Source organism: Streptomyces sp. NPDC002032 (genome assembly GCF_042890765.1).
Taxonomy (GTDB): domain Bacteria; phylum Actinomycetota; class Actinomycetes; order Streptomycetales; family Streptomycetaceae; genus Streptomyces.
The window spans coordinates 53,658-77,780 of sequence record NZ_JBIASM010000012.1 but is presented as its reverse complement, the minus strand read 5'-3'; the positions used below and the strand labels follow the sequence as shown (position 1 = coordinate 77,780).

At 72.9% G+C, this 24,123-nt stretch carries 22 protein-coding genes; 17 read left to right on the top strand and 5 right to left on the bottom strand.

The features are described 5' to 3' along the window. Position 1: 1 nt before the first annotated feature. Genes ACFYYT_RS25715 through ACFYYT_RS25705 form a run of 3 tightly spaced genes read left to right on the top strand, consistent with a single transcriptional unit; the run spans position 2 to position 2,444 of the window. On the top strand, positions 2-907 hold the full coding sequence (locus ACFYYT_RS25715) for a glutamate ABC transporter substrate-binding protein (RefSeq protein ID WP_351819405.1): 906 nt from the start codon (positions 2-4) through the stop codon (positions 905-907). Between the two features lie 17 nt (positions 908-924). Continuing rightward, positions 925-1,569 carry an amino acid ABC transporter permease gene (locus ACFYYT_RS25710; RefSeq protein WP_351819402.1) on the top strand — a complete coding sequence of 215 codons (645 nt, stop codon included), beginning with the start codon at positions 925-927 and terminating at the stop codon, positions 1,567-1,569. Next, positions 1,566-2,444 (top strand): amino acid ABC transporter permease, encoded by an 879-nt coding sequence (locus tag ACFYYT_RS25705; RefSeq protein ID WP_351819399.1) that lies wholly within the window; start codon positions 1,566-1,568, stop codon positions 2,442-2,444. Before ACFYYT_RS25710 ends, ACFYYT_RS25705 begins: the two co-directional genes overlap by 4 nt. 31 nt (positions 2,445-2,475) lie before the next feature. On the opposite strand, the gene ACFYYT_RS25700 is transcribed toward ACFYYT_RS25705, so the two are convergent. Next, on the bottom strand, positions 2,476-4,062 hold the full coding sequence (locus tag ACFYYT_RS25700) for a CocE/NonD family hydrolase (RefSeq protein WP_351819396.1): 1,587 nt from the start codon (positions 4,060-4,062) through the stop codon (positions 2,476-2,478). Positions 4,063-4,228: 166 nt separating this feature from the next. After that, positions 4,229-5,455, bottom strand: a complete 1,227-nt coding sequence (locus ACFYYT_RS25695) for an Ig-like domain-containing protein (RefSeq protein WP_351819394.1) — start codon at positions 5,453-5,455, stop codon at positions 4,229-4,231. A gap of 267 nt (positions 5,456-5,722) precedes the next feature. Here ACFYYT_RS25695 and murJ point away from each other — a divergent pair, with 267 nt between their 5' ends. The 5 genes from murJ (at position 5,723) to ACFYYT_RS25670 (ending at position 11,521) form a co-directional block, all read left to right on the top strand. Then, positions 5,723-7,387 carry a murein biosynthesis integral membrane protein MurJ gene (gene murJ / locus ACFYYT_RS25690; RefSeq protein ID WP_351819391.1) on the top strand — a complete coding sequence of 555 codons (1,665 nt, stop codon included), beginning with the start codon at positions 5,723-5,725 and terminating at the stop codon, positions 7,385-7,387. Between the two features lie 39 nt (positions 7,388-7,426). Continuing rightward, positions 7,427-8,107 (top strand): response regulator transcription factor, encoded by a 681-nt coding sequence (locus tag ACFYYT_RS25685; protein ID WP_351819388.1) that lies wholly within the window; start codon positions 7,427-7,429, stop codon positions 8,105-8,107. Between the two features lie 10 nt (positions 8,108-8,117). Then, positions 8,118-9,563: a HAMP domain-containing sensor histidine kinase gene (locus ACFYYT_RS25680; RefSeq protein ID WP_351819385.1), complete on the top strand. Its 1,446-nt coding sequence runs from the start codon at positions 8,118-8,120 to the stop codon at positions 9,561-9,563. Next, positions 9,560-10,102 (top strand): hypothetical protein, encoded by a 543-nt coding sequence (locus ACFYYT_RS25675; protein ID WP_351819382.1) that lies wholly within the window; start codon positions 9,560-9,562, stop codon positions 10,100-10,102. Before ACFYYT_RS25680 ends, ACFYYT_RS25675 begins: the two co-directional genes overlap by 4 nt. 150 nt (positions 10,103-10,252) lie before the next feature. Next, on the top strand, positions 10,253-11,521 hold the full coding sequence (locus ACFYYT_RS25670; protein ID WP_351819379.1) for a cytochrome P450: 1,269 nt from the start codon (positions 10,253-10,255) through the stop codon (positions 11,519-11,521). Here the strand turns inward: ACFYYT_RS25670 and ACFYYT_RS25665 are convergent. Continuing rightward, positions 11,481-12,206: a hypothetical protein gene (locus tag ACFYYT_RS25665; RefSeq protein WP_351819377.1), complete on the bottom strand. Its 726-nt coding sequence runs from the start codon at positions 12,204-12,206 to the stop codon at positions 11,481-11,483. The genes ACFYYT_RS25670 and ACFYYT_RS25665 overlap by 41 nt on opposite strands. Before the next feature lie 101 nt (positions 12,207-12,307). On the opposite strand from ACFYYT_RS25665, the gene ggt reads away from it, so the two are divergent. Continuing rightward, complete coding sequence (gene ggt / locus ACFYYT_RS25660; RefSeq protein WP_351819374.1) at positions 12,308-14,107, top strand: gamma-glutamyltransferase; 1,800 nt, start codon at positions 12,308-12,310, stop codon at positions 14,105-14,107. Positions 14,108-14,110: 3 nt separating this feature from the next. On the opposite strand, the gene map is transcribed toward ggt, so the two are convergent. After that, positions 14,111-14,878, bottom strand: a complete 768-nt coding sequence (gene map, locus ACFYYT_RS25655; protein ID WP_351819372.1) for a type I methionyl aminopeptidase — start codon at positions 14,876-14,878, stop codon at positions 14,111-14,113. A gap of 66 nt (positions 14,879-14,944) precedes the next feature. On the opposite strand from map, the gene ACFYYT_RS25650 reads away from it, so the two are divergent. The 7 genes from ACFYYT_RS25650 (at position 14,945) to ACFYYT_RS25620 (ending at position 22,058) form a co-directional block, all read left to right on the top strand. Next, positions 14,945-15,196, top strand: coding sequence for a helix-turn-helix transcriptional regulator (locus ACFYYT_RS25650; protein WP_351819369.1), 252 nt, complete (start codon positions 14,945-14,947; stop codon positions 15,194-15,196). Between the two features lie 96 nt (positions 15,197-15,292). Continuing rightward, positions 15,293-15,448, top strand: coding sequence for a hypothetical protein (locus ACFYYT_RS25645; protein WP_351819367.1), 156 nt, complete (start codon positions 15,293-15,295; stop codon positions 15,446-15,448). Between the two features lie 262 nt (positions 15,449-15,710). Beyond that, a complete protein-coding gene (locus ACFYYT_RS25640) occupies positions 15,711-17,276 on the top strand; it encodes a hypothetical protein (protein ID WP_351819365.1) in 1,566 nt (521 codons plus the stop codon). 169 nt (positions 17,277-17,445) lie between these two features. After that, positions 17,446-18,288, top strand: a complete 843-nt coding sequence (locus ACFYYT_RS25635; RefSeq protein ID WP_351819362.1) for a nitrilase-related carbon-nitrogen hydrolase — start codon at positions 17,446-17,448, stop codon at positions 18,286-18,288. Continuing rightward, entirely contained in the window at positions 18,285-19,580 is a 1,296-nt protein-coding gene (locus tag ACFYYT_RS25630; RefSeq protein ID WP_351819359.1) for an aspartate aminotransferase family protein, read from the top strand. Before ACFYYT_RS25635 ends, ACFYYT_RS25630 begins: the two co-directional genes overlap by 4 nt. A gap of 20 nt (positions 19,581-19,600) precedes the next feature. After that, positions 19,601-21,001 carry a dihydropyrimidinase gene (gene hydA / locus ACFYYT_RS25625; protein WP_351819357.1) on the top strand — a complete coding sequence of 467 codons (1,401 nt, stop codon included), beginning with the start codon at positions 19,601-19,603 and terminating at the stop codon, positions 20,999-21,001. Between the two features lie 55 nt (positions 21,002-21,056). Then, a complete protein-coding gene (locus ACFYYT_RS25620; protein WP_351819354.1) occupies positions 21,057-22,058 on the top strand; it encodes a TIGR03842 family LLM class F420-dependent oxidoreductase in 1,002 nt (333 codons plus the stop codon). A 70-nt stretch (positions 22,059-22,128) separates the two neighbouring features. On the opposite strand, the gene ACFYYT_RS25615 is transcribed toward ACFYYT_RS25620, so the two are convergent. Next, positions 22,129-23,127, bottom strand: coding sequence for a glutathione S-transferase C-terminal domain-containing protein (locus tag ACFYYT_RS25615; protein ID WP_351819352.1), 999 nt, complete (start codon positions 23,125-23,127; stop codon positions 22,129-22,131). 164 nt (positions 23,128-23,291) lie between these two features. On the opposite strand from ACFYYT_RS25615, the gene ACFYYT_RS25610 reads away from it, so the two are divergent. Further along, on the top strand, positions 23,292-24,116 hold the full coding sequence (locus ACFYYT_RS25610) for an inositol monophosphatase (protein WP_351819349.1): 825 nt from the start codon (positions 23,292-23,294) through the stop codon (positions 24,114-24,116). Positions 24,117-24,123: the final 7 nt, after the last annotated feature.

Below are 24,123 nucleotides of genomic sequence, written 5' to 3'. Positions count from 1 at the left end.
GATGAAACGCACCGCGCGCGCCCTCGCCCTGACCCTCGCCCTCCTCGCGGCGGCCGCCTGCGGCAAGCCCGGCAGCCCGCCGGTCAAGGGACCGCAGCCCGAGGACCTGCCCGTCTACCACGTCGCCACCGATTTCCAGCTGCCGCAGTCCCCGACCTGGCAGCGGGCCAAGAAGCGCGGCCACCTCGTCGTCGGGGCCAAGGAGGACCAGCCGTACATGGGGGAGAAGGACCCCGCGAGCGGCACCTACTCCGGTTTCGACATCGAGATCGCCAAGATGATGTCCGCCTCGCTCGGTTTCGACCCCAAGACGACGGAGTTCAAGACGATCGCCTCCGCCAACCGCGAGACCGCCCTCCAGAACGGCCAGATCGACTACTACGTGGGCACCTACACGATCAACGACAACCGCAAGAAGCAGGTCGGCTTCGCGGGCCCCTATTTCATGGCCGGCCAGTCCCTGCTCGTCCGCAAGGACGAGAAGGACATCAACGGCCCCGAGGACCTGGCCGGCAGGAAGGTCTGCTCGGCCGCCGGCTCCACCCCCTACCAGCGGATCCAGAAGGAGTACCCGAGGGCGGTGCTCGTCGCCTACGACACCTACTCGGCCTGCGTGGACAACCTGCTGACCTACCAGGTCGACGCCGTCACCACCGACGACTCCATCCTCCTCGGCTACGCCGCCAAGGTCCCCGACGAGCTCAAGCTGGCCGGCAAACCCTTCTCCCAGGAGCCCTATGGCATCGGTGTCCCGCGCTCCGACAACGCCCTGCGCTTCGCCCTCGACGACGCCCTCGCCGAGAACGAGAAGAACGGCAACTGGAAGAAGGCCTACGAGGCCACCCTCGGCCTCTCCGGCGTGCCCGCCCCCACGCCCCCGCCCATCGACCGCTACCCGGCGAGCTGAGGGGAGAACGCACCGCCATGAACGTACTCACCGACAATTTCGCGCTCTACGGCAAGGGCTTCCTGGGCACCGTCCAACTGACCGTCTACGCCTCGCTCCTCGCCCTGGCCCTGGGCTTCCTGATGGCCTCCTTCCGCGTCGCGCCCGTCGGCTCCTTCCGCGTCTTCGGCACGGTCTGGGTGACCGTGCTGCGCAACACCCCGCTGACCCTGCTCTTCTTCGCCGTGCTGCTCGGCCTGCCCCGCTTCGGGCTGGTGCTGCCCTTCCAGCTCTTCGCCGTCCTCGCGCTGGGCTGCTACACCTCGGCCTTCATCTGCGAGGCGCTGCGCTCGGGCATCAACACCGTGCCCAAGGGACAGGGCGAGGCGGCCCGGAGCCTGGGCATGTCCTTCGGGCAGACGCTGGGCACGGTGGTCCTCCCGCAGGCCTTCCGCTCCGTGATCCCGCCCATCGGCTCCACCCTGATCGCCCTCGCCAAGAACTCGGCGATCGCGGGCGCCTTCAGCGTCAACGAGCTGCTGGGCACCTACAAGACCCTCAACGAGCTGGGCTACAGCATCATCTGGACCTTCGTCTGGATCGCCGTCGGGTACCTGATCATCACCCTCTCCATCAGCGCGCTCTTCAACGTGCTGGAGAAGCGCTACGGAGTCGCCCGATGACCGCGCACGCGCTGCACGGGGACACGCAGTCCACCGCCCTCTACGACCTGCCCGGCCCCCTCACCCGGCGCCGCCACTTCCTCTACGGGATCGTCTCGACCGTGGTGATCCTGGGTCTGCTGGCCTGGATCCTCTACCTGCTCTTCGACACGGACCAGTTCACCGCCGCCAAGTGGGGCCCCTTCGCCTACAAGGGCATCCAGGAGCTGCTGCTCAGGGGCCTGGGGAACACCCTCAAGGCCTTCGCCTACGCCTCGGCGCTCTCGCTCCTGCTCGGCGCGGTCCTCGCCACCGGGCGGCTGTCGGTGCACCGGCCGCTGCGCTGGCTGGCGACGCTGTGCGTGGAGTTCTTCCGGGCCATGCCGGTGCTGGTGATGATCTTCTTCATCTTCGTCGCCCTGAAGGTGCAGCCGCTGCCCGCGCTGGTCGCGGGGCTGACCCTCTACAACGGGTCGGTGCTGGCCGAGGTCTTCCGTACGGGCATCAACTCGGTGGACCGGGGCCAGCGCGAGGCGGCGTACGCGCTCGGCATGCGCAAAACGCAGGTCATGACCCACGTGCTGGCCCCGCAGGCGGTCCGCGCGATGCTGCCCGCCATCATCAGCCAGCTGGTGGTGGCTCTGAAGGACACCTCGCTCGGCTACCTGATCACCTACGAGGAGTTCCTGCACGCGGGCAAGCTCATCGCCTCGAACCTGGACTACGACCTCCCCTTCATCCCCGTCGTGATGATCATCTCCCCGGTCTACATCGGCATGTGCATGCTGCTGTCCTGGTTCGCCACCTGGGTGGCCCGGCGGGAGCGGCGCAACCCCAAGACCTCCGCGGTCGAGGTCGCGCCCGCACTCCAGGAGACCGTGCTGCCGGGACGCTGAGCCGGCGCCCCGCCCCGGCGGCAGCCGTGGATCACTGCTCGCGCAGAGGTACCGAGACGTACGAGGGATCGGTGCGCGGCGAGGAGAAGGTCAGCTGCGCCCCGGCGGGGTTGTGCTCGATGTAGAGCGGGTCGACCGTGTCCACGACCAGGGCGAGCCGGTGGCCGGCGGGCACGTCGTAGGCGGTGGAGAACAGGTCCAGGTCCACGCCGAAGGACTCCCCGGGGGTCTTCCCGTGGAAGGTGTACGGGGCGTTGCTGACCAGCTTGCCGAGGCCGAGGGGGCCGACGTCGTAGAGGTAGGCGACGAAGGTGCCGTCGCCCTTGGTGGGGGTGACGGTGGTGTGCAGGCGTACGGTGCCGCGGACGCGGCGTTCCTGCGCGTAGCGCTCCGACTGCCAGACGGCGGCGAAGGCGCGGGGGAGCAGGGGGATGGAGGCGACCGGCGGGGCCTTGGCGAACTGGTCCAGGACGCTGGAGAGCAGCACCACGCCGCCGTCGGCCCCGGAGTCGACATTGGCGAAGACGTGCTCGCTGTCGGGCAGGGCGATCTTCTCGGCGCCGCCGGAGCCGACCGCCTTCCAGTCGGCGTATCCCTCGTAGCCCGCGTCGCTGCGGGACTTGATCTGGACGGGGGCCTCGGTGTCGACGCCGTTGCGGTCGCCCTTGAGGTAGCGGTCGAACCAGCGGTGGGCGTTGGTCCAGGTGTCGTTGGGCAGGCCGAGCAGGCCGGTGCCCTCGGCGGTGGCGTGGTCGCCGGGGCGGAACTCCAGCCGTTTGGGGCCGGTGAGCTTCTCGTAGAAGGCGGCGTACTGGTTGGGCGGGAAGATCGTGTCGCCCCAGGCGTTCCCGAGCATGATCGCGGCGCCGTTGGCGTTGATCCGGTCCAGCTGCTCGGAGGCGGAGCGCTTGCGGCCCCAGTCGATCATCGCCTGCTCGTTCTCCAGCTTCGAGCCGAGGAAGTCACCGAGGATCTGCTGGAGTTCGGGGCCGGGGCGGCCGGTGAGGTAGCCGGCGGCGCCGAGCAGTCCGGCGGCCTGGAGGTGTTGCGTACGGCCGGAGTAGATGGAGTCGATGAGGTTCGCCCAGCCGCTGAGGGCGACCACGGCCTTGACGCGGGGGTCGTGCGCGGAGGCCAGCAGGCTGATGCCCGCGCCGTACGAGACCCCGCCGAGGCCGATCCGGGCGGGGTCGGCGGGTGTGGTCGCGAGGGCCCAGTCGATGACGGCGGAGACGTCCGCGATGTCGGCGGGGCCCGCCGTCTCGATCTGGCCGCCGGAGAGCCAGAAGCCGCGCGAGGTGTAACTGACCACCACGTAGCCGGAGTCGGCGAGCTTGCGGGCCTGGGCCACGTACTCGATCTGCGGCATGCCCCAGCTGGTGGGGAGCACGATCAGCGGGTACGTGCGGCCGGCTCCGGCTCCGGCGGGGGTGAAGACGTTGCCCTTGAGGGTGATGCCGCCGGAGCCCGGGATGTCGTGGAAGCGCAGTTCCGGGGCGGCGGCCGGGGCGGCGGGTGCGGCGGCGGGGGCCGCCTGGGCCTGATGGGGGGACAGGCCCAGGGCGGCCGCCGCGAGCACGGCCGCCAGGGCCGTTGCGGTGGTGGGGCGGACTCTCATCGATCGCTCCTCGCGTGCGCCGGTGTCCGAAGTGACCCGACGGTAACGGGAGGGGCTTACCGGAGGTAACCCGCCAGTAAGTTACGTAGAGGTAACAATTGAACGAGAGTCAGTCTCCCGGTGGGCGCGGCCGCCCGGGGGCGGCCGCTCAGGGGCGTCGCAGGAGTCAGCCGTTCTGGGGTGCGCCGCCGGCGAGCGCGCTCTTGGCCTTCCACGCGTCCCACGAGAGGTTCCACTCGCCGTAGCCGTTGCCGAGCTCGGCGTTCCCCTTGGAGCCCTTGCCGACCACCTCGAAGGCGTCACCGGCCTGGACCATGTCGTAGAAGGACTTCGCGTTGGCGTCGCTCATCCCCACGCAGCCGGAACTGGTGTTGGCGCTGCCGAAGTTGGCGTTGTTCCAGGGCGCGGCGTGCGCGTACATGCCCGACCACGTCAGCCGCATCGAATAGTCGACCATCTTGTCGTAGGAGTCGCCCAGGCCCACCGTCTGGGAATCCATCCGGATGGTGCCCTCCTTCGCCATCAGCACCATCTTCCCGGACCAGGAAGCCTTCTGCCCGCCCGGAGTGCCGGCCGAAATCGGAATCGTCTTCACCACCTGGCCGTCCTCGGTGACCGACATCTTCTTGGTGTCGAGGCTGACCTCCATCCGGCGGTCCTTGCCTATTTTGAATTCGGTGTTGTAATCGCGGGCGAAGAGCCCGCCGCCGGCGCCCGAGTCCACCCCGTTCAGGTTCATCTCGACCTTCACGTCGGTGCCGGACTTCCAGTAGTCCTTCGGCCGCCAGTCCACCCGGTCGTTGCCGGAATAGTCCTTGAACCAGCCCCACGAACCCTCGGTGCCGTTCGAGGTGGTGACCTTCAGCTGCTTCTCCACCTCGGCCTTGTTCTTCACCGGGTTGTCGAAGACCAGTGAGACCGGCATCGCGACGCCGACCGTGCTGCCCTTGGAGATGTTGATCGAGACCTTGTTCACCTTGTCGGCGGGCGAGGTCTTGAACTGGGCCGTGGCGCTCTGGCTCTCGGAGTTCTGCGCCTCGACCTTGTACTCGGTGCCGGGGGAGGCGTTGCGCTCCGAGGTCCAGGTCTTCCCGTCGGGGGCTATCCGGCCCGCCAGCTCCCCGCCCTTGCCGTCCGTCACCTTCACCTGCGCCAGCTTGCCGTCGGCGATGGTCACCTTCACGGGCTCCCCCGCCTTGACCTGATCACCCGTGAGGTTCACCGAGACCGCCATGGCCGGCTTGTTCTTCGCGTCGGCCGCGCCGGAACCGCCGCTGCCCTTGTCCGAACCGCTTCCGCAGGCGGTCAGCGCGGCGGCCAGAAGTGCGGTGCCCGCCAGTACGGCGTGGCGGCTCCCAAGACGCGGCAGTGCGGTACGGCGTGTGCGGCTCAACGAAAACCCCTCCAAGTAATGATCGTCCGTAAACAAGGAGCGAACGGAACGACTTTAGGTTGCGTTTCCGCCGGAAAATGTCCGCCGGCGCCTTGTGACGTACACCGCAGCGGAACAGTTGCCATTCGGTCACATGGCAGAGCCCATTCCGGAAAGGGACCTTCGTCCCGGCGACCGGGCCGAACGGCACTACCCGTACCGCCACATCGCCCCCCGCAGTCACCGGGGTACCCTCCACCTTCGACCAGGTGAAGGGAATACGCCCCCATGGACAGCGCCACCCGTACGGAGCCCGGGGCGGCGGCCGCGCCGCCGGACGCGCGCGGAAGCCGAACAGCCGCGCGCGGAAGCTCCGTCCTGCGCAGCGGGGCGCTGATGGCGGCCGGCTCCGTCGTCTCCCGGGCCATCGGCTTCGTCCGCTCCGCCGTGGTCGTCGCCGCGATCGGCACCGGCGTCCTCGGCGACGGCTACACCGTCGCCAACACCGTCCCGAACATCCTCTACATGCTGCTCATCGGCGGCGCCCTCAACGCCGTCTTCGTCCCCGAACTGGTGCGCGCCGCCAGGGAACACCGCGACGGCGGCGCCGCCTACACCGACCGGCTGCTGACCGCCTGCACGGTGGCGCTCCTCGCCCTCACCGCCGTCGCCGTCCTCGCGGCCCCGCTGATCGTCGGGACGTACGCCCCCTCCTACAGCGGCGCGCAGAAGGACACCACCGTCGCCCTGGCCCGGTACTGCCTCCCGCAGATCCTCTTCTACGGGCTCTTCACCCTGCTCGGGCAGGTCCTGAACGCCCGGGGCCGGTTCGGCGCCATGATGTGGACCCCCGTCCTCAACAGCCTGGTCGTCATAGGTGTTTTCGGGCTGTTCCTCTACGTGTCCCACGGGCCCGCCGAAGGCCTCACCGCCGACGGGACCCGCCTGCTCGGCATCGGCACCACCGCCGGGATCGCGGTCCAGGCCCTCGCCCTGGTCCCCGCGCTGCGCGCCGCCGGCTTCCGCTGGCGCCCCCGCTTCGACTGGCGCGGCAGCGGCCTCGCCCGCCCCCTGCGCAACGCGGGCTGGCTGGTGCTGCTCGTGCTCGCCAACCAGATCGCCTACTGGGTGGTGACCCGGCTCTCCACCGGCGTCGGCCACGACCTCGGCAACGCAGGGTACGCCGCCTACACCAACGCCTACCAGCTGTGGGTCGTACCGCAGGGCATCGTCACCGTCTCCCTCGTGACCGCGCTGATGCCCCGGATGAGCGCGGCCGCCTCCGACGGCGACCTGCCGGCGCTCCGCGCGGACGTCTCCTACGCCCTGCGCTCCAGCGCCGCCCTCGTCGTGCCGGCCGCCGTGCTCTTCGCCGCGCTCGCCCCCTGGGTCATGGACTGCGTCGCCGGATACGGCAACAACGACCCCGCCTCCGTCGAGGCGATGGCGGGCATGCTGATCGCCTTCGCGCCCGGCCTGATCGCCTACTCCGCCCAGTACGTGCTCGCCCGCGGCTTCTACGCCCTCTCCGACACCCGGACCCCCTTCTTCCTCAACCTGGTCATCGTCGCCGTGAACGCCGGGCTCTCCTACGCGGCGTACCTCCTCCTGCCGCTGCGCTGGGCCGTGACCGGCATGGCCGCCGCCACCACCCTCGCCTTCGCGGCGGGCGCCGCCGTGACCGCGTACACCCTCGCCCGGCGGCTCGGACCGCGCAGGGGGACCCCTGCCGCCTCCGCCCTGCGGACCCACCTGCGCCTGCTCGCCGCCTGCCTGCCCGCGGGCGCCGCCGGGTACGCGGCCGCCCGCGCCGCCGACGGCCTCGGTTCCTACGCGGCGGCCGGGGCGGGAACCATCGTGCTCGCGCTGGTCGTCGTACTCCTCGCCGGGCCGCTGCGCCTGGCGGAGATCACCGACCTGCTCGACTCCCTGCGCCGGAAGACCGGCCGATAGCGGGAGGAGACGTACGAAACTCCCTGGGATACTGAACGGATGCCACGCGTACTGCTGATCGAGGACGACCCTTCCATCCGGGAAGGAGTGGGACTCGGGCTGCGCCGCCGCGGACACGAGGTCAGGGCCGCCGACACCGGCGAGGCGGGCCTCGCCCTGATGGGCGGCTTCCACCCCGAACTCGTCCTGCTCGACCTCATGCTGCCCGGCATCAACGGCGTCCAGGTCTGCCGCCGCATCCGGGAGACCAGCGAGGTCCCGATCATCATGCTCACCGCACGCGGCGACGACTTCGACATCGTCGTCGGCCTGGAGGCCGGAGCCGACGACTACATCGTCAAGCCCGCCCGGACCGAGATCATCGAAGCCCGCATCAGGGCCGTGCTGCGCCGCCTCAGCGATCCGGCCGGCCGCCCCGGGGTGGAGCAGCACGCGGAACTCACCGTCGACCGTGCCGGGCTGACCGTCGCCAAGAACGGCGAACGCGTCCCGCTGGCCCCCAGCGAGATCAAACTGCTGCTCCACCTGTCGGCCTCGCCCGAGCAGGTCTTCTCCCGCCAACAGCTCCTGGAGTACGTGTGGGAGCACAGCTACCACGCCGACGCCCGGCTCGTGGACGCCTGCGTGCGCCGGCTGCGCAACAAGATCGAGGACCCCGCGGGCAGCCCCCGCTACATACAGACCGTGCGGGGCTTCGGCTACCGCTTCGGACCGCTCTAGGCCGGCGGTCGTGCGAAACCTCGCGCCGCTCGGGCTGCGCACCCGGCTCATCGCCGCCTTCCTGCTGGTCGCCGCGATCTGCGCGGTCAGCACGGCCGCCCTCACCTACCGGCAGGCCCGCAGCGCCGTCCTCACCCAGAGCCAGGACACCGCCGTCAGCACCCTGCGCGACCAGCTGGAGGCCCAGGCGCTGACCCTGCCGATGGACCGGGCCCAGCTCCAGCGGGTCGTCAGCGAGATCGGCAAGCGCGGCAAACCCCACCCCTGGACCGTCTACGCCGAATACGGCGCCCTGCGGGTCTCCTCCAACGTCGCCCCCACCACCAGCACGGTGCTCACCGACGCCCTGCGCGCCCAGGTCGCCGACCAGCCGCACGGGGCCTTCCAGCGCGTCGAGGACGAGCGGGGCGAGCCGTACCTGACCATCGCCATGCCCGCCGTCTTCTCCCACAACGGCATGCGCGAACCCACCGGTGTCGTCCTCTACGCGGTCATGCCCCTGCTCACCGAGCAGCAGACCGTCGACGCCATGGTCCAGGCCGCCCGCCAGGGCGCCATACCCGGCCTCGCCATCGCCGTCGTCCCCGCCCTGCTCGCCGCGCGCAGTGTCCTGCGGCCCGTGCGCAACCTGCGGCGCGCCGCCCAGAACATGGGGCGCGGCCGCCTCGACACCCGCATCGAAGTCCGCGGCGCCGACGAACTGGCGGGCCTGGCCCGCACCTTCAACGAGACCGCCGGGGCCCTGGAACAGTCCGTGGCCGAGCTGCGCGAGGCCGAGAGCCGGGCCCGCCGCTTCGCCTCCGACGTCTCCCACGAACTGCGCACCCCGCTCGCCGGGATGCTCGCCGTCACCGAGGTCCTCGACGAGGACGCCGAACGGCTCGACCCCGACACCGCGAAGGCGCTGCGGCTGATCAGCGCCGAGACGGGGAAGCTGGCCGTGCTCGTCGAGGACCTGATGGAGATCTCCCGCTTCGACGCGCGCGCCGCCGAACTCAACCTCGACGACGTGGACGTGGCCGAGGCCGTCCGCAAGACGCTGGAGCGCCGCCACTGGGACGACGACCGGGTCCGCGCCGACCTCCCGGACGAGGTCCGCGCCCGGCTCGACCCGCGCCGCTTCGACGTGGTCCTCGCCAACCTCGTCGGCAACGCCCTGCGGCACGGCGGCGCGCCCGTACGGGTCACCGTGCGCACCGGACCCGGCACCGACGGGGAACGGCTGCTCATCGAGGTCGCCGACAGCGGTCCCGGAATCGCCGAGGAGGTGCTCCCGCACATCTTCGACCGGTTCTTCAAGGCCGACGCCGCCCGCACCCGTTCCGCGGGCAGCGGACTGGGCCTCGCCATCACCCTGGAGAACGTCCGGCTGCACGGGGGCACGCTGAGCGCCGCCAACGGCCCGGGCGGGGGAGCCGTGTTCACCCTCGACATGCCGCTGGAGGCCACCGCGTGACCCGGCTCCTCCTCCTCTTCCGCCGGGCCGGCCGGCCGGGCCGCCGCGCCGCCGTGGCGGTGACCGCCGCCCTGCTGGCGGCGCCGCTGGTCGCCGGCTGCGGCATCAAACCCACCGATGTCGTGGAGAGCGGCGCCGCGGCCCGGGTCCTGGTCGCCGCACCCTCCCGGACCCCGATGGCCTACTTCGTCTCGGGTGAGGGCCGCCTGGTGCCCGCGCCCGACCCCGACTACGCCGACAACAGCCCGCAGGGCAGTCTGCAACTGCTGCTGCGCGGGCCCGGAGCGGTGGAGCGGGAGGCCGGCCTCGGCACCCGGCTGCCGCCGGTGGAGGGGGTGCTGGGCGGGAGCGCCAGGGCCTTCTACACCGCCAAGGACCGCCTGGAGGTCCGGGTCCCCTTCCCGGTGGCCGCCCTCGACCCGCTCGGCCTGCGGCAGCTCGTGTGCACGGCCCTGTCCACGGTGGGGCCCTCCGCCGAGGCGGTGGTGCACGGGCCGGACACCACGCTGGCACCGTCCCGCTGCGACGCCGGGCACTGACGACCGGTCCGGCGGACCGGGGACGGCCCGGACCGCCGCCGGGCTGCCGGGGGCCGCCGGGGGCCATCAGGGCGCAGGCGTGTGCGGGGGCGGGGCGGGGCGGGGCGGGGCCCCCTTGCGGGGCGGCCCGTCCGGCGCCACCGTGTGCCCATGGACCGCGCCCCGGCCACCCCCGGCACCCCCGACGTGTTCGATCCCCGCCTCTACGCCGAAGGCGTCCCGCACGCCCGCTACCGGCTGCTGCGCGACCACTGCCCCGTCTCCTGGCAGGCCGAGCCGGAGGTCGGGGGATGGCCGGCCGGGCCCGGCTTCTGGGCCGTCACCCGGCACGTCGACGTCGTCCGCGTCCTGCGCGACCACACCACGTACTCCTCCTGGGCCGGCGCCACCCAGATCCGCGACCCCGACCCCGCCGACCTGCCGTTCCTGCGGAGCACCATGCTCAACCAGGACCCGCCCGCGCACGGCAGGCTCCGCCGCCTGGTCTCCCGCGCCTTCACCCCGGCCCGCGTCGACGCCTTCGCGGGCCGGGTCCGCGAGCGCGCCCGCATCCTGCTGGCCGCCGCCCGGGACCGCGCCGAGGACGGGGCCGTCGACGTGGTCGGGGCCGTCACCGACGAGTACGCCCTGCTGAACCTCACCGACCTGCTGGGCGTCCCGCCCGCCGACCGGGCCCTGCTGCTGGAGTGGACCGTACGGATCATCGGCTACCAGGACCCCGAGGACGCCCCGGCGCCGCTCCTGGGCCCCGATGGCATTCCCCTGAACCCGCGCTCCCCGGCCCTGCTCGGGGAGATGTTCGCGTACGCCCGCGAACTGGCGGCCCACAAGCGGACGCACCCGGCCGACGACGTGATGACCGCCCTCGCGCAGGCCGCGCTCGACCCCGCCGAACTGGAGATGTTCTTCTTCCTGCTGACCGTCGCCGGGAACGACACCGTCCGCAGCGCCGCCCCCGGCGGGCTACTCGCCCTCGCGGGCGACCCGGACGCCTATCGCCGGATCGCCGACGGCGACGTCCCGCCGGACCGGGCCGTCGAGGAACTCCTGCGCGTCCACCCGCCCGTGCTCAGCTTCCGCCGCACCGCCGTCCGCGACACCGAACTCGGCGGCCGGCCGGTCCGCGCCGGGGACAAGGTCGTCGTCTTCCACGCCTCCGCCAACCACGACGAACGCGTCTTCGAGGACCCGCACCGGCTCGAACCCGGCCGCTCCCCGAACCCGCACGTCTCCTTCGGCGAGGGCCCCCACGTCTGCCTCGGCGCCCACTTCGCCCGCCTCCAGCTGCGCGTCATGCACGAGGAGTGGCGCCGCGCCCTGCCCGCGCCCGAACTCGCCGGTCAGCCGCGCCGGCTGGTGTCCAACTTCATCAACGGGATCACGAGGCTTCCGCTACGGGTGTCCGGGCCGCCCGCGTGACATCGGCGACGAGCTCCGTCACGTCCGGCCCGTAGGCGTCGGAGTTGACCACCTTCAGCAGCAGGCAGAAGGAGTCCCGCCCGTACGTACGGGCCAGTTGGCGGTGGTGCCGGGCCAGGTAACGCGCGGCGGCCTGATTGCTGGTGGCCGTCTGCCCCGACAGCAGGAACACCGGCCGGGCGCCGCGCTCCGTCGTCAGCCGGGCCAGCAGCACGTGTTCGACCATCCCCGCCTCCCACCGGTACGTCTGCCCGCCGACGCTGATCGCCCCCCGGTCGGGACCCGGTTCGGTCCCCGTCCCGACCCGGACCCCGGGGAGCAGGGAGGTCAGATGGGCGGTCGTACGGAGGTTGGAGGCGGGCCCGCCGACGCAGAACTCGGCGCGCTCGCCGAAGCCCTGGCGGGCGCCGTCGTGGGTGATGACCTGCACCGTCGCCCCGCAGTCCTTGATCAGTGCGGATATCTCCAGCAGTGCGAAGGCGTCGTTGCGGTGCAGGGAGGATTCCTTGCCGCCCATCTGGCGGTTGGCCACGAACACGCAGTCGGAGCCCGTCGGCAGGCCGAAGAACGCCTGCTTGCGGCGCAGGTCGCGGCGCCACAGATAGGTCCGGGCGAACCAGCCGAACCCGCCGCTGACGGCGGTGGCCACCACCCCGAGCACGATGTTGCGCACGTCGTCGTTCATGCGGCGGATGGTAACCGCCGCACCGTCGTCCTGACGCGGGCGGTTGCCTGAAGTTACGCTGCGGCTCGCAGGTCTGACAGCCCGTCGACTGGAGGAACCGGATGCGCCGTCCCGCCGCACGAAAGTTCGCGCTCGTCGCCCTCGCCGGGGCGCTCGTCTCGACCGGGGCCGCCGCCCCGCCGTCGGACGCCGCCGCCCCGCCCAAGGTCCCGGTGGCGGCCGGCTACGGCGGGGCCGTCGCCACGGTCGACGCCGACGCCTCCGCCGCCGGGATCGCGGTGCTGAAGGCGGGCGGCAACGCCGTGGACGCCGCCGTGGCCGCGGCCGCCGCGCTGGGCGTCACCGAGCCCTACTCGGCGGGGATCGGCGGGGGCGGCTACTTCGTCTACTACGACGCCGCCGCCCGCCGCGTCCACACCATCGACGGCCGCGAGACCGCGCCCGCGAGCGCCACCGCCAGCCTGTTCCAGGACAACGGCGTCCCGATCCCCTTCGAGGAGGGCCAGACCAGCGGGCGTTCCGTCGGCGTGCCCGGCACCCCCGCCACCTGGAAGAGCGCCCTGGACGCGTGGGGCACCCGGCCGCTCGGCCAGTTGCTGCGCCCCGCCGAGAAACTGGCCCGCGACGGCTTCACCGTGGACGCCACCTTCCGGGCCCAGACCGAGCTGAACCAGGGCCGCTTCAAGGACTTCCCCGCCACCCGCGAGCTGTTCCTGCCGGGCGGCCGGCTGCCGGTGGTCGGCTCCACCTTCAAGAACCCCGACCTGGCCGCCACCTACGCCGAACTCGCCCGCAAGGGCGTCGGCGCGCTCTACCGGGGCCCGCTCGCCGAGGACATCGTCCGGGCCGTCCGCAGGCCCCCCGTCGACCCGGCCGCCACCCGCGTGGTGCGCCCCGGCGACCTGACCACCGACGACCTGCGCGCCTACAGCACCAAACGGCAGGCGCCCACCCAGGTCGGGTACCGGGGCCTGGACGTGTACAGCATGGCGCCCTCCTCCTCCGGCGGCACCACGGTCGGCGAGGCGCTGAACATCCTGGAGCGCACGGACCTCTCGAAGCTGTCCGAGTCTCAGTACCTGCACCGCTACATCGAGGCCTCCAGGATCGCCTTCGCCGACCGCGGCCGCTGGGTCGGCGACCCGGCCGCCGAGGACGTCCCGACGCGCGAGCTGCTCTCCCAGAAGTTCGCCGACACGCGCGCTTGCCTGATCCGCCCCGACCGGGCCCTGACCAGCCCGCTGGCCCCCGGCGACCCCCGCCACCCGGCCCCCTGCGCCACCACGGGCGCGGCTGCCCCGACCACCTACGAGGGGGAGAACACCACGCACCTGACGGTCGCCGACCGCTGGGGCAACGTCGTCTCCTACACCCTGACCATCGAGTCCACCGGGGGCAGCGCCATCACCGTCCCCGGACGCGGCTTCCTGCTCAACAACGAGCTGACGGACTTCTCCTTCGCCCCGGCCGCCCCCGGCGTCCCGGACCCGAACCTGCCCGGCCCGGGCAAGCGCCCGCGCTCCTCGATGTCCCCGACGATCGTCCTGAAGGACGGCCGCCCGGTCCTGGCCGTCGGCTCCCCGGGCGGCGCCACCATCATCACCACCGTCCTGCAGACCCTGCTCGGCCATCTGGACCGGGGCCTGCCGCTGGTCGACGCCATCGCCGCGCCCCGCGCCAGCCAGCGCAATCAGACCACCACCGAACTGGAACCGGGGCTCTGGAACAGCCCGCTGCGCACCGAACTGGAGGCCCTGGGCCAGGGCTTCCGGCAGAATCCCGAGATCGGCGCCGCCACCGGCGTCCAGCGGCTGCCGGACGGCCGCTGGCTGGCCGCAGCCGAACCCGCCCGGCGGGGCGGCGGGGCGGCGATGGTCGTCCGTCCGTCCGGGAGGCCGTAGGGCTCACAGGGCGGTGAGGATCCTCGGACCGTCGGAGGTGATCGCGACCGTGTGCTCCGCGTGGGCGGCGCGGCTGCCGTCGACGGTGCGCAGGGTCCAGCCGTCCGGATCGCAGGTGTAGTCGTCCGTGCCGCCCGCGATCACCATCGGTTCGATCGCGAGGACCATGCCGGGGCGCAGCTTCGTACCGCGCCCCGGCGGGCCCTCGTTGGGGACGCCCGGGTCCTCGTGCATGGCGCGGCCGATGCCGTGGCCGCCGAAGCCGTCCGGGATGCCGTAGCCGGCGGAACGGCAGACGGTGCCGACGGCGTGGGCGATGTCGCCGACGCGGTTGCCTGGCACGGCCGCGGCGATGCCGGCCGCGAGGGCGGCCTCGGCCGTCGCGATCAGCCGCAGATCGGCGGGGCGGGCCCGGCCGACGGTGAAGCTGACGGCGGAGTCGCCGCACCAGCCGCCGAGCTCCGCCCCGAAGTCGGCGCTGACCAGGTCGCCGTCGCGCAGCCGGTAGTCGTCGGGGACGCCGTGCACGATCGCGTCGTTGACGGACACGCACAGCACCGCGGGGAAGGGCACCGGCGCGAACGACGGCCGGTAGCCCAGGAAGGGGGAGGAGGCTCCGGCCGCGCGCAGGACCGCATGGGCCACCGCGTCGAGTTCCCGCAGGCCGACCCCGACCTCCGCGGCCTCCCGTACGGCGGCCAGGGCCTGCGCGACCACCCGGCCCGGGGCTCGCATCTGTTCGATCGCTTCGTCCGTCTTCAGCTTCACCATGCCAATTACTATACCGGTATAACTTTACCGGGATAGTAATTGGGGCCGGGTGGGTAGGATGGATACATGGTCCGCACCCCGTTGACACCCGAAGAGCGCGAGCGCGGCGAGCGTCTGGGCGCCCTGCTCCGCGAGGCCCGCGCGGGCCGCAGCATGGTCGAGGTCGCTGCCGCCGCCGGGCTCTCCGCCGAAACCCTGCGCAAGATCGAGACCGGCCGGGCCCCCACCCCCGCCTTCTTCACCGTCACCGCCCTCGCCGCGGCCCTCGGCCTCTCGCTCGACGAGGTCGTCCGCCGCTGCGCGCTGGTCCCCGTCTGACGGGGCGGCGCCGGTCCGGGGCGTGTCCGGCGGCCGATCGGCCCAAACGGCGTGGGGAGCGGTGCGGCGCGGGGCAGAGGTCAGGGCGTGTCAACCATGAACGCAGTCCAGCGGATCGGTCTCGGACTCCTCGGCGCCCTGCTCGCGGCGGCCCTGCTGCTTGCGGCCTGCGCCGCCCCCGACGGGCGGGCGCGCAGCGACGGCGTGGGCGCGGGCAAGGCCGCCCGGCCGCGGCCGGCCGGGCGGGCCTGACGTGCGGTCCTGGCGGGCGGTCCTGGGCGCGCTGCCCCTCGCGGACGATGCGCGCCGCACCGCCGAGACCGGGCTCTCCGGGCCCGCCGACGGGCGGCTCGTCCGGGGTGGACGCGGGCGGCCCGCGCGTCCCGGCCCGCCCCGGCGGCGGATGCCGGTGGGGCGGGAGCGGGCGGCGGTGGGCGGTGGGCGGCGCCGGATCGCCGTCTGACTTTGAGACTCCCGTAGTCCGCCCGTAACACGGATGGGATGCAATGCGGGGATGGAGACGCCGACTGCGCTGGTGATCGGGCAACTCGCGGCATATATGCGGGAGTTGACGCGGAGACTGGATCCCGCGGCGGGCTGGTACGGGGAGTTCCTGCGGCGGGACCCGGAGGGCATGCGCGCCTGCCTCGACGGGGTGGCGATGCCGCCGTGGGACGTACTGGAGTCGCTGCTCGGGGACCTGCCGGGGGATCCCGGGGACACGGCCCGGGAGGCCGTCTACGCCGCCGGGCTGAGAGCGGCCGCGGTCGCCGCGTGGGACGCGGTGCCGGGCGGGGACCGCGAGCTGCGCACCCTCCTCGACGCGGCCGCCGGGGAGCGGGCCGCCGCGGAGGCGGCGCTGCGCGGGCTGACGCGGCGCCTCGACGCCGCCGCGGACCCCGAGGAGGCGGCAGCCCTGTCCCGGGAGCTCGCCTGGACCCGCGACGACGCCGCCCGCGCCGCCGCCCGGCAGGCGGACCTGACCGCCCGCCTGCGCGCCCTGCCCCACCCCCTCCCCGCCGTCCCGTCCCAGCGCCGCCCCCATGACCAGCCGCCGCCCGCCGAGCCCACATCGCAAACCCCCCTCCCGGCTGCCGACGGGGCGTGGGCCCAGCCGGTCCGGTCCGGGGTCGGGGACCTGTTCAGCGGCTCCGGTGAGCCCGGTATCGGTGATCCGCTTCCGGGTGCCGGTGGGGGGCCGGGGCCGGGTGGCCGTGAGCCCGGCGCGGGGGCCGGGGGTGTGCCGGCCTCAGCGGGCCCGGCCGGCCCGGGGCCGGCGGCTGCCGAGCGGACCCCGGTCGGGCGGGCCGAGGGGCGGTGGCTGCGCGGGGCGCGCCGGTCGGGCGGTGCCCGGTACGCGGGCCGGCCCCAGCCCGGGGCGGACCGGCCCGGGCCGGCTCCGGTCCCCGAGGCCCCGCTTCCCCCGCCCCGGGGCGCCCGCTTCGCCGGCCGGGCGGGCGCGTCCGCGCCCGCTCCGGACGCCCCGCGGCGCGAGGCCGCCGCCGGGCCGGCCGGGGCCCCCGCCCGGCCGGACGGGGTCCCCGGCCCCACGGGCGCCGGGCCCCGGCCGGGTTTCATCGCCGAGCTGGTGGCCCTGCGGGAGCGGGGGCGGACCGGCGAGGCGCACGCGCTGCTGTGCGAGGCCGCCGCCTGGCCCGCCGCGCACCTGCCCGCCCTCGCCGACGGCCTCGCCCGCGCCGGGCTGGCCGCCGACTGGGCCACCCTGCTCTGGGAGGCGGCCTCGCTCCCGCCCGAGCGGCTCGCCGCCGCGGCCGCCGCCCTCGGCGCGGCCGGCCGGGACGCCGACCGCGACGGGCTGCTGCGCCAGGGCGTGGCCCGCCCCGCCGTCGAGGTCGCCGAAGCCGCCCTCGCCCTCGCCGCGGCCGGCCGGGATCGGGAGGTCGACGCCCTGCTCGGGGCCTTCGTCCGGCTGCGCACCGCCGAGGAGGCCGCCGCCCTGGCCCGGCGCGACCCGCACTGGTTCGCGCCCCGGCTGCTGGCACAGGCCCGTGCCGTGCCCGGCACCCGGCACCGCGACCTGGCGCACGCCCTGCGCGTGGCGGGGGTCCCGGCGAGCTGAAGCGCGCCCGTCTGCTGACCGCAAACGACCGCGTGGCGACGTAACTTGATCGACTACTCCAACCGTGCAGGGTGGTCTTGCCCCGCGCTGTGACGAGGCCTACCTTCGACTCCCTACGCACACCGTCTACGTGCGTAGAAGTCGGCGTAACCGTCGCGAGGAGCAGCTCATGGCCCAAGTCGTCCGCGCCGCACTCGTCCAGGCAACCTGGACCGGAGACACCGAGTCGATGATCGCCAAGCACGAGGAGCACGCCCGCCGGGCGGCCGCCCAGGGCGCGAAGGTGATCGGCTTCCAGGAGGTCTTCAACGCCCCGTACTTCTGCCAGGTCCAGGAGCCCGAGCACTACCGCTGGGCCGAGGCCGTCCCCGACGGCCCCACCGTCCGCCGGATGCGGGAACTGGCCCGCGAGACCGGCATGGTGATCGTCGTACCGGTCTTCGAGCTGGAGTCCGAGGGCTTCTACTACAACACCGCCGCCGTCATCGACGCCGACGGCAGCTACCTCGGCAAGTACCGCAAGCACCACATCCCCCAGGTCAAGGGCTTCTGGGAGAAGTACTACTTCCGCCCGGGCAACCTCGGCTGGCCCGTCTTCGACACCGCCGTCGGCAAGATCGGCGTCTACATCTGCTACGACCGCCACTTCCCGGAGGGCTGGCGCGCGCTCGGCCTGGCCGGCGCCCAGCTGGTCTACAACCCGTCCGCCACCTCCCGGGGCCTGTCCGCGTACCTGTGGCAGCTGGAGCAGCCCGCCTCCGCCGTCGCCAACGAGTACTTCGTCGCCGCCATCAACCGCGTCGGCCAGGAGGAGTACGGCGACAACGACTTCTACGGCACCAGCTACTTCGTCGACCCGCGCGGCCAGTTCGTCGGGGAGGTCGCCAGCGACAAGGAGGAGGAACTCCTCGTCCGCGACCTCGACTTCGACCTGATCAAGGAGGTCCGCGACCAGTGGGCCTTCTACCGCGACCGCCGCCCCGACGCCTACGGAGGACTCGTACAGCCGTGACCAACCCCATTCCCCTGCACAGCCGCCACGCCGCCGTCCTGCCCGACTGGCTCGCGCTCTACTACGACCGCCCGATCGAGCTCACCCACGGCGAGGGGCGCCACGTCTGGGACGCCGACGGCAACCGCTACCTCGACTTCTTCGGCGGCATCCTCACCACGATGACCGCCCACGCCCTCCCCGAGGTCACCAAGGCCGTCTCCGAACAGGCCGGGCGGATCATCCACTCCTCCACCCTGTACCTGAACCGGCCGATGATCGAGCTGGCCGAACGGGTCGCCGCCCTGTCCGGCATCCCCGACGCCCGGGTCTTCTTCACCACCTCGGGCACCGAGGCCAACGACACCGCCCTGCTGCTCGCGACGACGTACCGGCGCTCCAACCAGATCCTGGCGATGCGCAACAGCTACCACGGCCGGTCCTTCTCCACCGTCTCGATCACCGGCAACAAGGGCTGGTCCCCGACGAGCCTGTCCCCGCTCCAGACGTACTACGTGCACGGCGCCGTCCGCACCCGCGGGCCCTTCGCCCACCTCGACGACACCGCCTTCACCGCCGCGGCCGTCGCCGACCTGGAAGACGTACTGGGCCAGGCGCGCGGGGGAGTGGCCGCGCTCATCGCCGAACCCATCCAGGGCGTCGGCGGGTTCACCTCTCCGCCCGACGGGCTCTACGGAGCCTTCCGCGAGGTCCTCGACCGGCACGGCATCCTCTGGATCAGCGACGAGGTCCAGACCGGCTGGGGCCGCACCGGGGAGCACTTCTGGGGCTGGCAGGCCCACGCCCGCAGCGGCCCGCCGGACATCCTCACCTTCGCCAAGGGCATCGGCAACGGCATGTCCATCGGCGGTGTCGTGGCCCGCGCCGAGGTGATGAACTGCCTGGACTCCAACTCCATCTCCACCTTCGGCGGTTCCCCGGTCACCATGGCGGCCGGCCTCGCCAACCTCACGTACCTCCTCGAACACGACCTCCAGGGCAACGCCCGCCGGGTCGGCGGCCTGCTGCTGGAGCGGCTGCGCGCCGTCACCGCGGCCGTGCCCGCCGTACGGGAGGTCCGCGGCCGGGGCCTGATGGCCGGACTGGAGCTGACGAAGCCCGGTACCGACGAGGCCGACCCGCAGGCGGCCGCCGCCGTCCTGGAGGCCGCCCGCGCCGGCGGCCTGCTGCTCGGCAAGGGCGGCGGCCACAACACCAGCGTGCTGCGCATCGCGCCGCCGCTCTCCCTCACCGTCGCCGAGGCGGAAGAGGGCGCCGAGATCCTCGAAGAGGCCCTCCGCAGCATCCAGTAGCCCAGCCGTAGGGGAGTTCCATGAGCACGCGCACGCTGATCCGCGGCGGCCTGGTCATCACCGCCGCCGACGAGCTCCACGCGGACGTCCTCATCGAGGACGGCCGGATCGCGGCCCTCGCCGCACACGGCTCGGCCGCCGCCGACGTCTGGACCGCAGAACGCACCATCGACGCGAGCGGGAAGTACGTGATCCCGGGCGGGGTCGACGCGCACACCCACATGGAGCTCCCCTTCGGCGGCACCGCCGCCTCGGACACCTTCGAGACCGGCACCCGCGCCGCCGCCTGGGGCGGCACCACCACCATCGTCGACTTCGCCGTGCAGGGCGTGGGCCGCTCCCTGCGCGAGGGGCTCGACACCTGGTACGCCAAGGCCGACGGCAACTGCGCGATCGACTACGGCTTCCACATGATCGTGTCGGACGTCAACGAGCGCACGCTCAAGGAGATGGACGGGCTCGTCGAGGAGGGCATCAGCTCGTTCAAGCTGTTCATGGCGTACCCGGGGGTCTTCTACTCGGACGACGGGCAGATCCTGCGCGCCATGCAGCGGGCCTCCGGCAACGGCGGACTGATCATGATGCACGCGGAGAACGGGATCGCCATCGACGTGCTCATCGAGCAGGCCCTGGCGCGCGGGGAGACCGACCCCCGCCACCACGGCGAGGTCCGCAAGGTGCTCCTCGAAGCCGAGGCCACCCACCGCGCGATCCAGCTCGCCCGGGTCGCCGGCGCTCCGCTGTACGTCGTGCACGTCTCGGCCGACGAGGCCGTCGCCGAGCTGGCCGCCGCCCGCGACAAGGGGCTGCCCGTCTTCGGGGAGACCTGCCCGCAGTACCTGTTCCTGTCCACCGACAATCTGGAGGAGCCCGACTTCCAGGGCGCCAAATACGTCTGTTCCACCCCGCTGCGCCCCCGCGAGCACCAGGCGGCGCTGTGGCGGGGCCTGCGGACGAACGACCTCCAGGTGGTCTCGACCGACCACTGTCCGTTCTGTTTCCGGGGCCAGAAGGAGCTGGGCCGGGGCGACTTCTCCAAGATCCCCAACGGGCTGCCGGGGGTGGAGAACCGTATGGACCTCCTCCACCAGGCCGTCCTGGACGGGCACATCAGCCGCCGCCGCTGGATCGAGATCGCCTGCGCGACCCCGGCCCGGATGTTCGGCCTCTACCCCCGCAAGGGCACCATCGCGCCGGGTGCCGACGCCGACGTCGTCCTCTACGATCCGCACGCCGAGCAGGTCATCTCCGCCGAGACGCACCACATGAACGTGGACTACTCGGCGTACGAGGGCAGGCGGATCACCGGACGCGTCGACACGGTCCTCTCGCGCGGCGAACTCGTCATCGACCGGCGCGAGTACACCGGCCACGCGGGTCACGGCGCCTTCGTCCACCGCTCCACCTGCCAGTACCTCTAGAGGGTGCCGGGGCCCGCACGCCCCGGCACCCGCACTCCCCAGCAAGGAGCGACGCATGGACTTCGGCCTCGTCCTGCAGACCGACCCGCCCGCCTCGGCGGTCGTCAGCCTCATGAAGCGCGCCGAGCGCAACGGCTTCCGCTACGGCTGGACCTTCGACTCCGCCGTGCTGTGGCAGGAGCCGTTCGTCATCTACAGCCAGATCCTGGCCAACACCCAGCGGATGCACATCGGCCCGATGGTCACCAACCCGGGCACCCGCACCTGGGAGGTCACCGCCTCCACCTTCGCCACCCTCAACGACATGTACGGCAACCGCACGGTCTGCGGGATCGGCCGCGGGGACTCGGCGATGCGGGTCGCCGGCCGCGCCCCCAACACCCTGGCCCGGCTCGGCGAGGCCATCGACGTGATCCGGGACCTCGCCGAGGGCCGCGAGGCCGAGGTCGACGGCAACCCGCTCCGGATCCCCTGGATCCGGGACGGGAAGCTGCCCGTCTGGATGGCCGCGTACGGGCCGAAGGCCCTCGCCCTGGCCGGGCAGAAGGCGGACGGCTTCATCCTCCAGCTCGCCGACCCCTACCTCACCGAGTGGATGGTCAAGTCGGTCCGCGACGCGGCGACGGCGGCCGGCCGGGACCCGGACGCCATCACCATCTGTGTGGCGGCCCCGGCCTATGTCGGCGACGACCTCGCGCACGCCCGCGACCAGTGCCGCTGGTTCGGCGGCATGGTCGGCAACCACGTCGCCGACCTGGTCTCCCGCTACGGCGAACACTCCGGCATGGTCCCGGACGCCCTCACCGAGTACATCAAGGCCCGGCAGGGCTACGACTACAGCCACCACGGCCGCACCGGGAACCCCTCCGCCGACTTCGTCCCCGACGAGATCGTCGACCGTTTCTGCCTGCTGGGCCCGGTCGAGGCGCACATCGAGAAGCTGCGCACCCTGCGCGGCCTGGGCGTCGACCAGTTCGCGGTCTACGACATGCACGACGCGAAGGAGGCGGTGATCGACGCCTACGGGCAGCACGTCATCCCGGCGGTCAACGGCTGACCCCACCGGGTCCCGCCCCGGGCGCGCCGGGGGCGGGCGGGCGCCCGCCCACCCCGGGGCGGGTGCCTGGTCAGCGCCGTTGCGGCGGGACGGTCTCGGCGGGGGAGGGCGGCCCGGGCGGGGTGCCGTTCCCGAACGGGCGCCCGCCCAGCGCCGCCCGGCCGTGCGGTGCGAGCCAGCCCGACGGGTCGGGACCGGCGGGCACGATGCCGGACGGGTTGATGTGGCTGTGGACGACGTAGAAGTGCTCCTTGATGTGGCCGAAGTCGACCGTGTCCCCGAAGCCGGGCGTCTGGAACAGGTCCCGGGCGTACGCCCAGAGCACCGGCATCTCGCTCAGCTTGTGCCGGTTGCACTTGAAGTGGCCGTGGTAGACGGCGTCGAAGCGCACGAGCGAGGTGAACAGCCATATGTCCGCCTCGGTGATCGTCTCGCCGACGAGGTAGCGGGAGCGCTCCAGCCGCTCGGAGAGCAGGTCGAGGCGGGCGAAGAGACGCGCGTACGCCTCCTCGTACGCCTCCTGCGAGGTGGCGAACCCGGTGCGGTACACACCGTTGTTCACGTCCGCGTAGATCCCCTCGTTGACCGCGTCGATCTCCGGCCGCAGCGCGGCCGGGTACAGCTCCGGCGCCCCGGCGCGGTGGTGCGCGGTCCACTCCAGCGACAGGTCGACGGTGATCTGCGCGTAGTCGTTGGTGACCACCTCACCGCTCGGCACGTCCACGATCGCGGGCACGGTGATGCCCCGGTCGTAGCCGGGGTCGCGGGCGAAGTAGGCCTCCTGGAGCCGCTCTATCCCCAGCACCGGGTCGCGGCCGTCCGGGTCGAGGTCGAAGGTCCAGCTGCGCTTGTCGTGCGTCGGTCCGGCGACGGCCATGGGCAGCGCCTCCTCCAGTCCGAGGAGCCGCCGGACGATCACCGCGCGGTGCGCCCAGGGGCAGGCCCGGCTGACCACGAGGCGGTAACGGCCGGGCTCCACCGGGAAGCCGTCGCGCCCGTCGGCGGTGATCCGGGTGGTGATGTAGCGGCTGTCGCGGGTGTACCCCTTGCCGGGGCGTACGTCACTCATCCCCGGGCCCTACCCAGGAAGCGGGGTGCCGAGCACCCGCTCCAGCGGGGCTCCGCCGCCCCTCGTCCCGGCCCCGGCCCGGTTCACCGGGAGTACACGCGGTGTGCGGGACGGCGACGGAATTACCGGTGGGGTTTGTCAGCGGGGCGTGATGTGATGGGGGCATGATCGAAGAATTTCTGGCCAGTGACCTGTCCGCTGTGGAAGAGGCCGTCCGCAAGGCGGCGGCGGTCGAGATCATGCCGAGATTCCGGCAGCTCGCCGCGCACGAGGTCGACCAGAAGAGCGGCCCCCACGACCTGGTGACCATCGCCGACCGGCGGGCCGAGGAGCACCTGACGGCCGAGCTGACCCGGCTGCTGCCGGGTTCCGCGGTGGTCGGCGAGGAGGCCGTCCACGCCGACCCCCAGGTGTACGCCGCGCTGCGCGCCGACGCCCCCGTCTGGATCGTCGACCCCGTCGACGGCACCCGCCAGTTCGTGAACGGCGACCCCGGCTTCTGCACCCTGGTGGCGCTGGCCCTGCGCGGGGAGATCCTCGCCTCCTGGACCTTCGCCCCGGCGCTGGACGAGCTGGCGACCGCGGTGCGCGGACAGGGCGCGTACGTCAACGGCGAGCGGATCCTCGCCGGTTCGCCGCAGCCCGGCGCCGCACTGCGGGTGGCGATTGCCCATCACCTCTACACCTCCGACGGGGACAAGCGGATCCTGGAGCGGCTCGACGTGCCCGGCGTCACCGCCCGGCCGTGCGGTTCGGCGGGGCTGGAGTACCTCAAGGTGGCCCGCGGCGAGATGGACGCCCTGGCCTTCACGTGGCCGTCGGCCTGGGACCACGCGGCCGGACTGCTGCTGGTCGCCGAGGCGGGCGGCGCGCAGTCCACCGTCGACGGGGTCCCCTTCCGGGTGGACCGCGACAACGCCCTTCCCTTCGCCGTGGGCCGGGACGAGCCCACCATGCTGCGGGTCCGCGAGCTGCTGCGGGGCGCGTGAGCGCAGG

Excerpts from the sequence above, each read along its gene's own strand:
- ACFYYT_RS25715 (WP_351819405.1), top strand. The coding sequence starts at position 2 with ATGAAACGCACCGCGCGCGCCCTCGCCCTGACCCTCGCCCTCCTCGCG.
- ACFYYT_RS25710 (WP_351819402.1), top strand. The coding sequence starts at position 925 with ATGAACGTACTCACCGACAATTTCGCGCTCTACGGCAAGGGCTTCCTG.
- ACFYYT_RS25705 (WP_351819399.1), top strand. The coding sequence starts at position 1,566 with ATGACCGCGCACGCGCTGCACGGGGACACGCAGTCCACCGCCCTCTAC.
- ACFYYT_RS25700 (WP_351819396.1), bottom strand. The coding sequence starts at position 4,062 with ATGAGAGTCCGCCCCACCACCGCAACGGCCCTGGCGGCCGTGCTCGCG.
- murJ (WP_351819391.1), top strand. The coding sequence starts at position 5,723 with ATGGACAGCGCCACCCGTACGGAGCCCGGGGCGGCGGCCGCGCCGCCG.
- ACFYYT_RS25685 (WP_351819388.1), top strand. The coding sequence starts at position 7,427 with ATGCCACGCGTACTGCTGATCGAGGACGACCCTTCCATCCGGGAAGGA.
- ACFYYT_RS25670 (WP_351819379.1), top strand. The coding sequence starts at position 10,253 with ATGGACCGCGCCCCGGCCACCCCCGGCACCCCCGACGTGTTCGATCCC.
- ACFYYT_RS25665 (WP_351819377.1), bottom strand. The coding sequence starts at position 12,206 with ATGAACGACGACGTGCGCAACATCGTGCTCGGGGTGGTGGCCACCGCC.
- ggt (WP_351819374.1), top strand. The coding sequence starts at position 12,308 with ATGCGCCGTCCCGCCGCACGAAAGTTCGCGCTCGTCGCCCTCGCCGGG.
- map (WP_351819372.1), bottom strand. The coding sequence starts at position 14,878 with ATGGTGAAGCTGAAGACGGACGAAGCGATCGAACAGATGCGAGCCCCG.
- ACFYYT_RS25650 (WP_351819369.1), top strand. The coding sequence starts at position 14,945 with ATGGTCCGCACCCCGTTGACACCCGAAGAGCGCGAGCGCGGCGAGCGT.
- ACFYYT_RS25645 (WP_351819367.1), top strand. The coding sequence starts at position 15,293 with ATGAACGCAGTCCAGCGGATCGGTCTCGGACTCCTCGGCGCCCTGCTC.
- ACFYYT_RS25640 (WP_351819365.1), top strand. The coding sequence starts at position 15,711 with ATGGAGACGCCGACTGCGCTGGTGATCGGGCAACTCGCGGCATATATG.
- ACFYYT_RS25635 (WP_351819362.1), top strand. The coding sequence starts at position 17,446 with ATGGCCCAAGTCGTCCGCGCCGCACTCGTCCAGGCAACCTGGACCGGA.
- hydA (WP_351819357.1), top strand. The coding sequence starts at position 19,601 with ATGAGCACGCGCACGCTGATCCGCGGCGGCCTGGTCATCACCGCCGCC.
- ACFYYT_RS25620 (WP_351819354.1), top strand. The coding sequence starts at position 21,057 with ATGGACTTCGGCCTCGTCCTGCAGACCGACCCGCCCGCCTCGGCGGTC.
- ACFYYT_RS25615 (WP_351819352.1), bottom strand. The coding sequence starts at position 23,127 with ATGAGTGACGTACGCCCCGGCAAGGGGTACACCCGCGACAGCCGCTAC.
- ACFYYT_RS25610 (WP_351819349.1), top strand. The coding sequence starts at position 23,292 with ATGATCGAAGAATTTCTGGCCAGTGACCTGTCCGCTGTGGAAGAGGCC.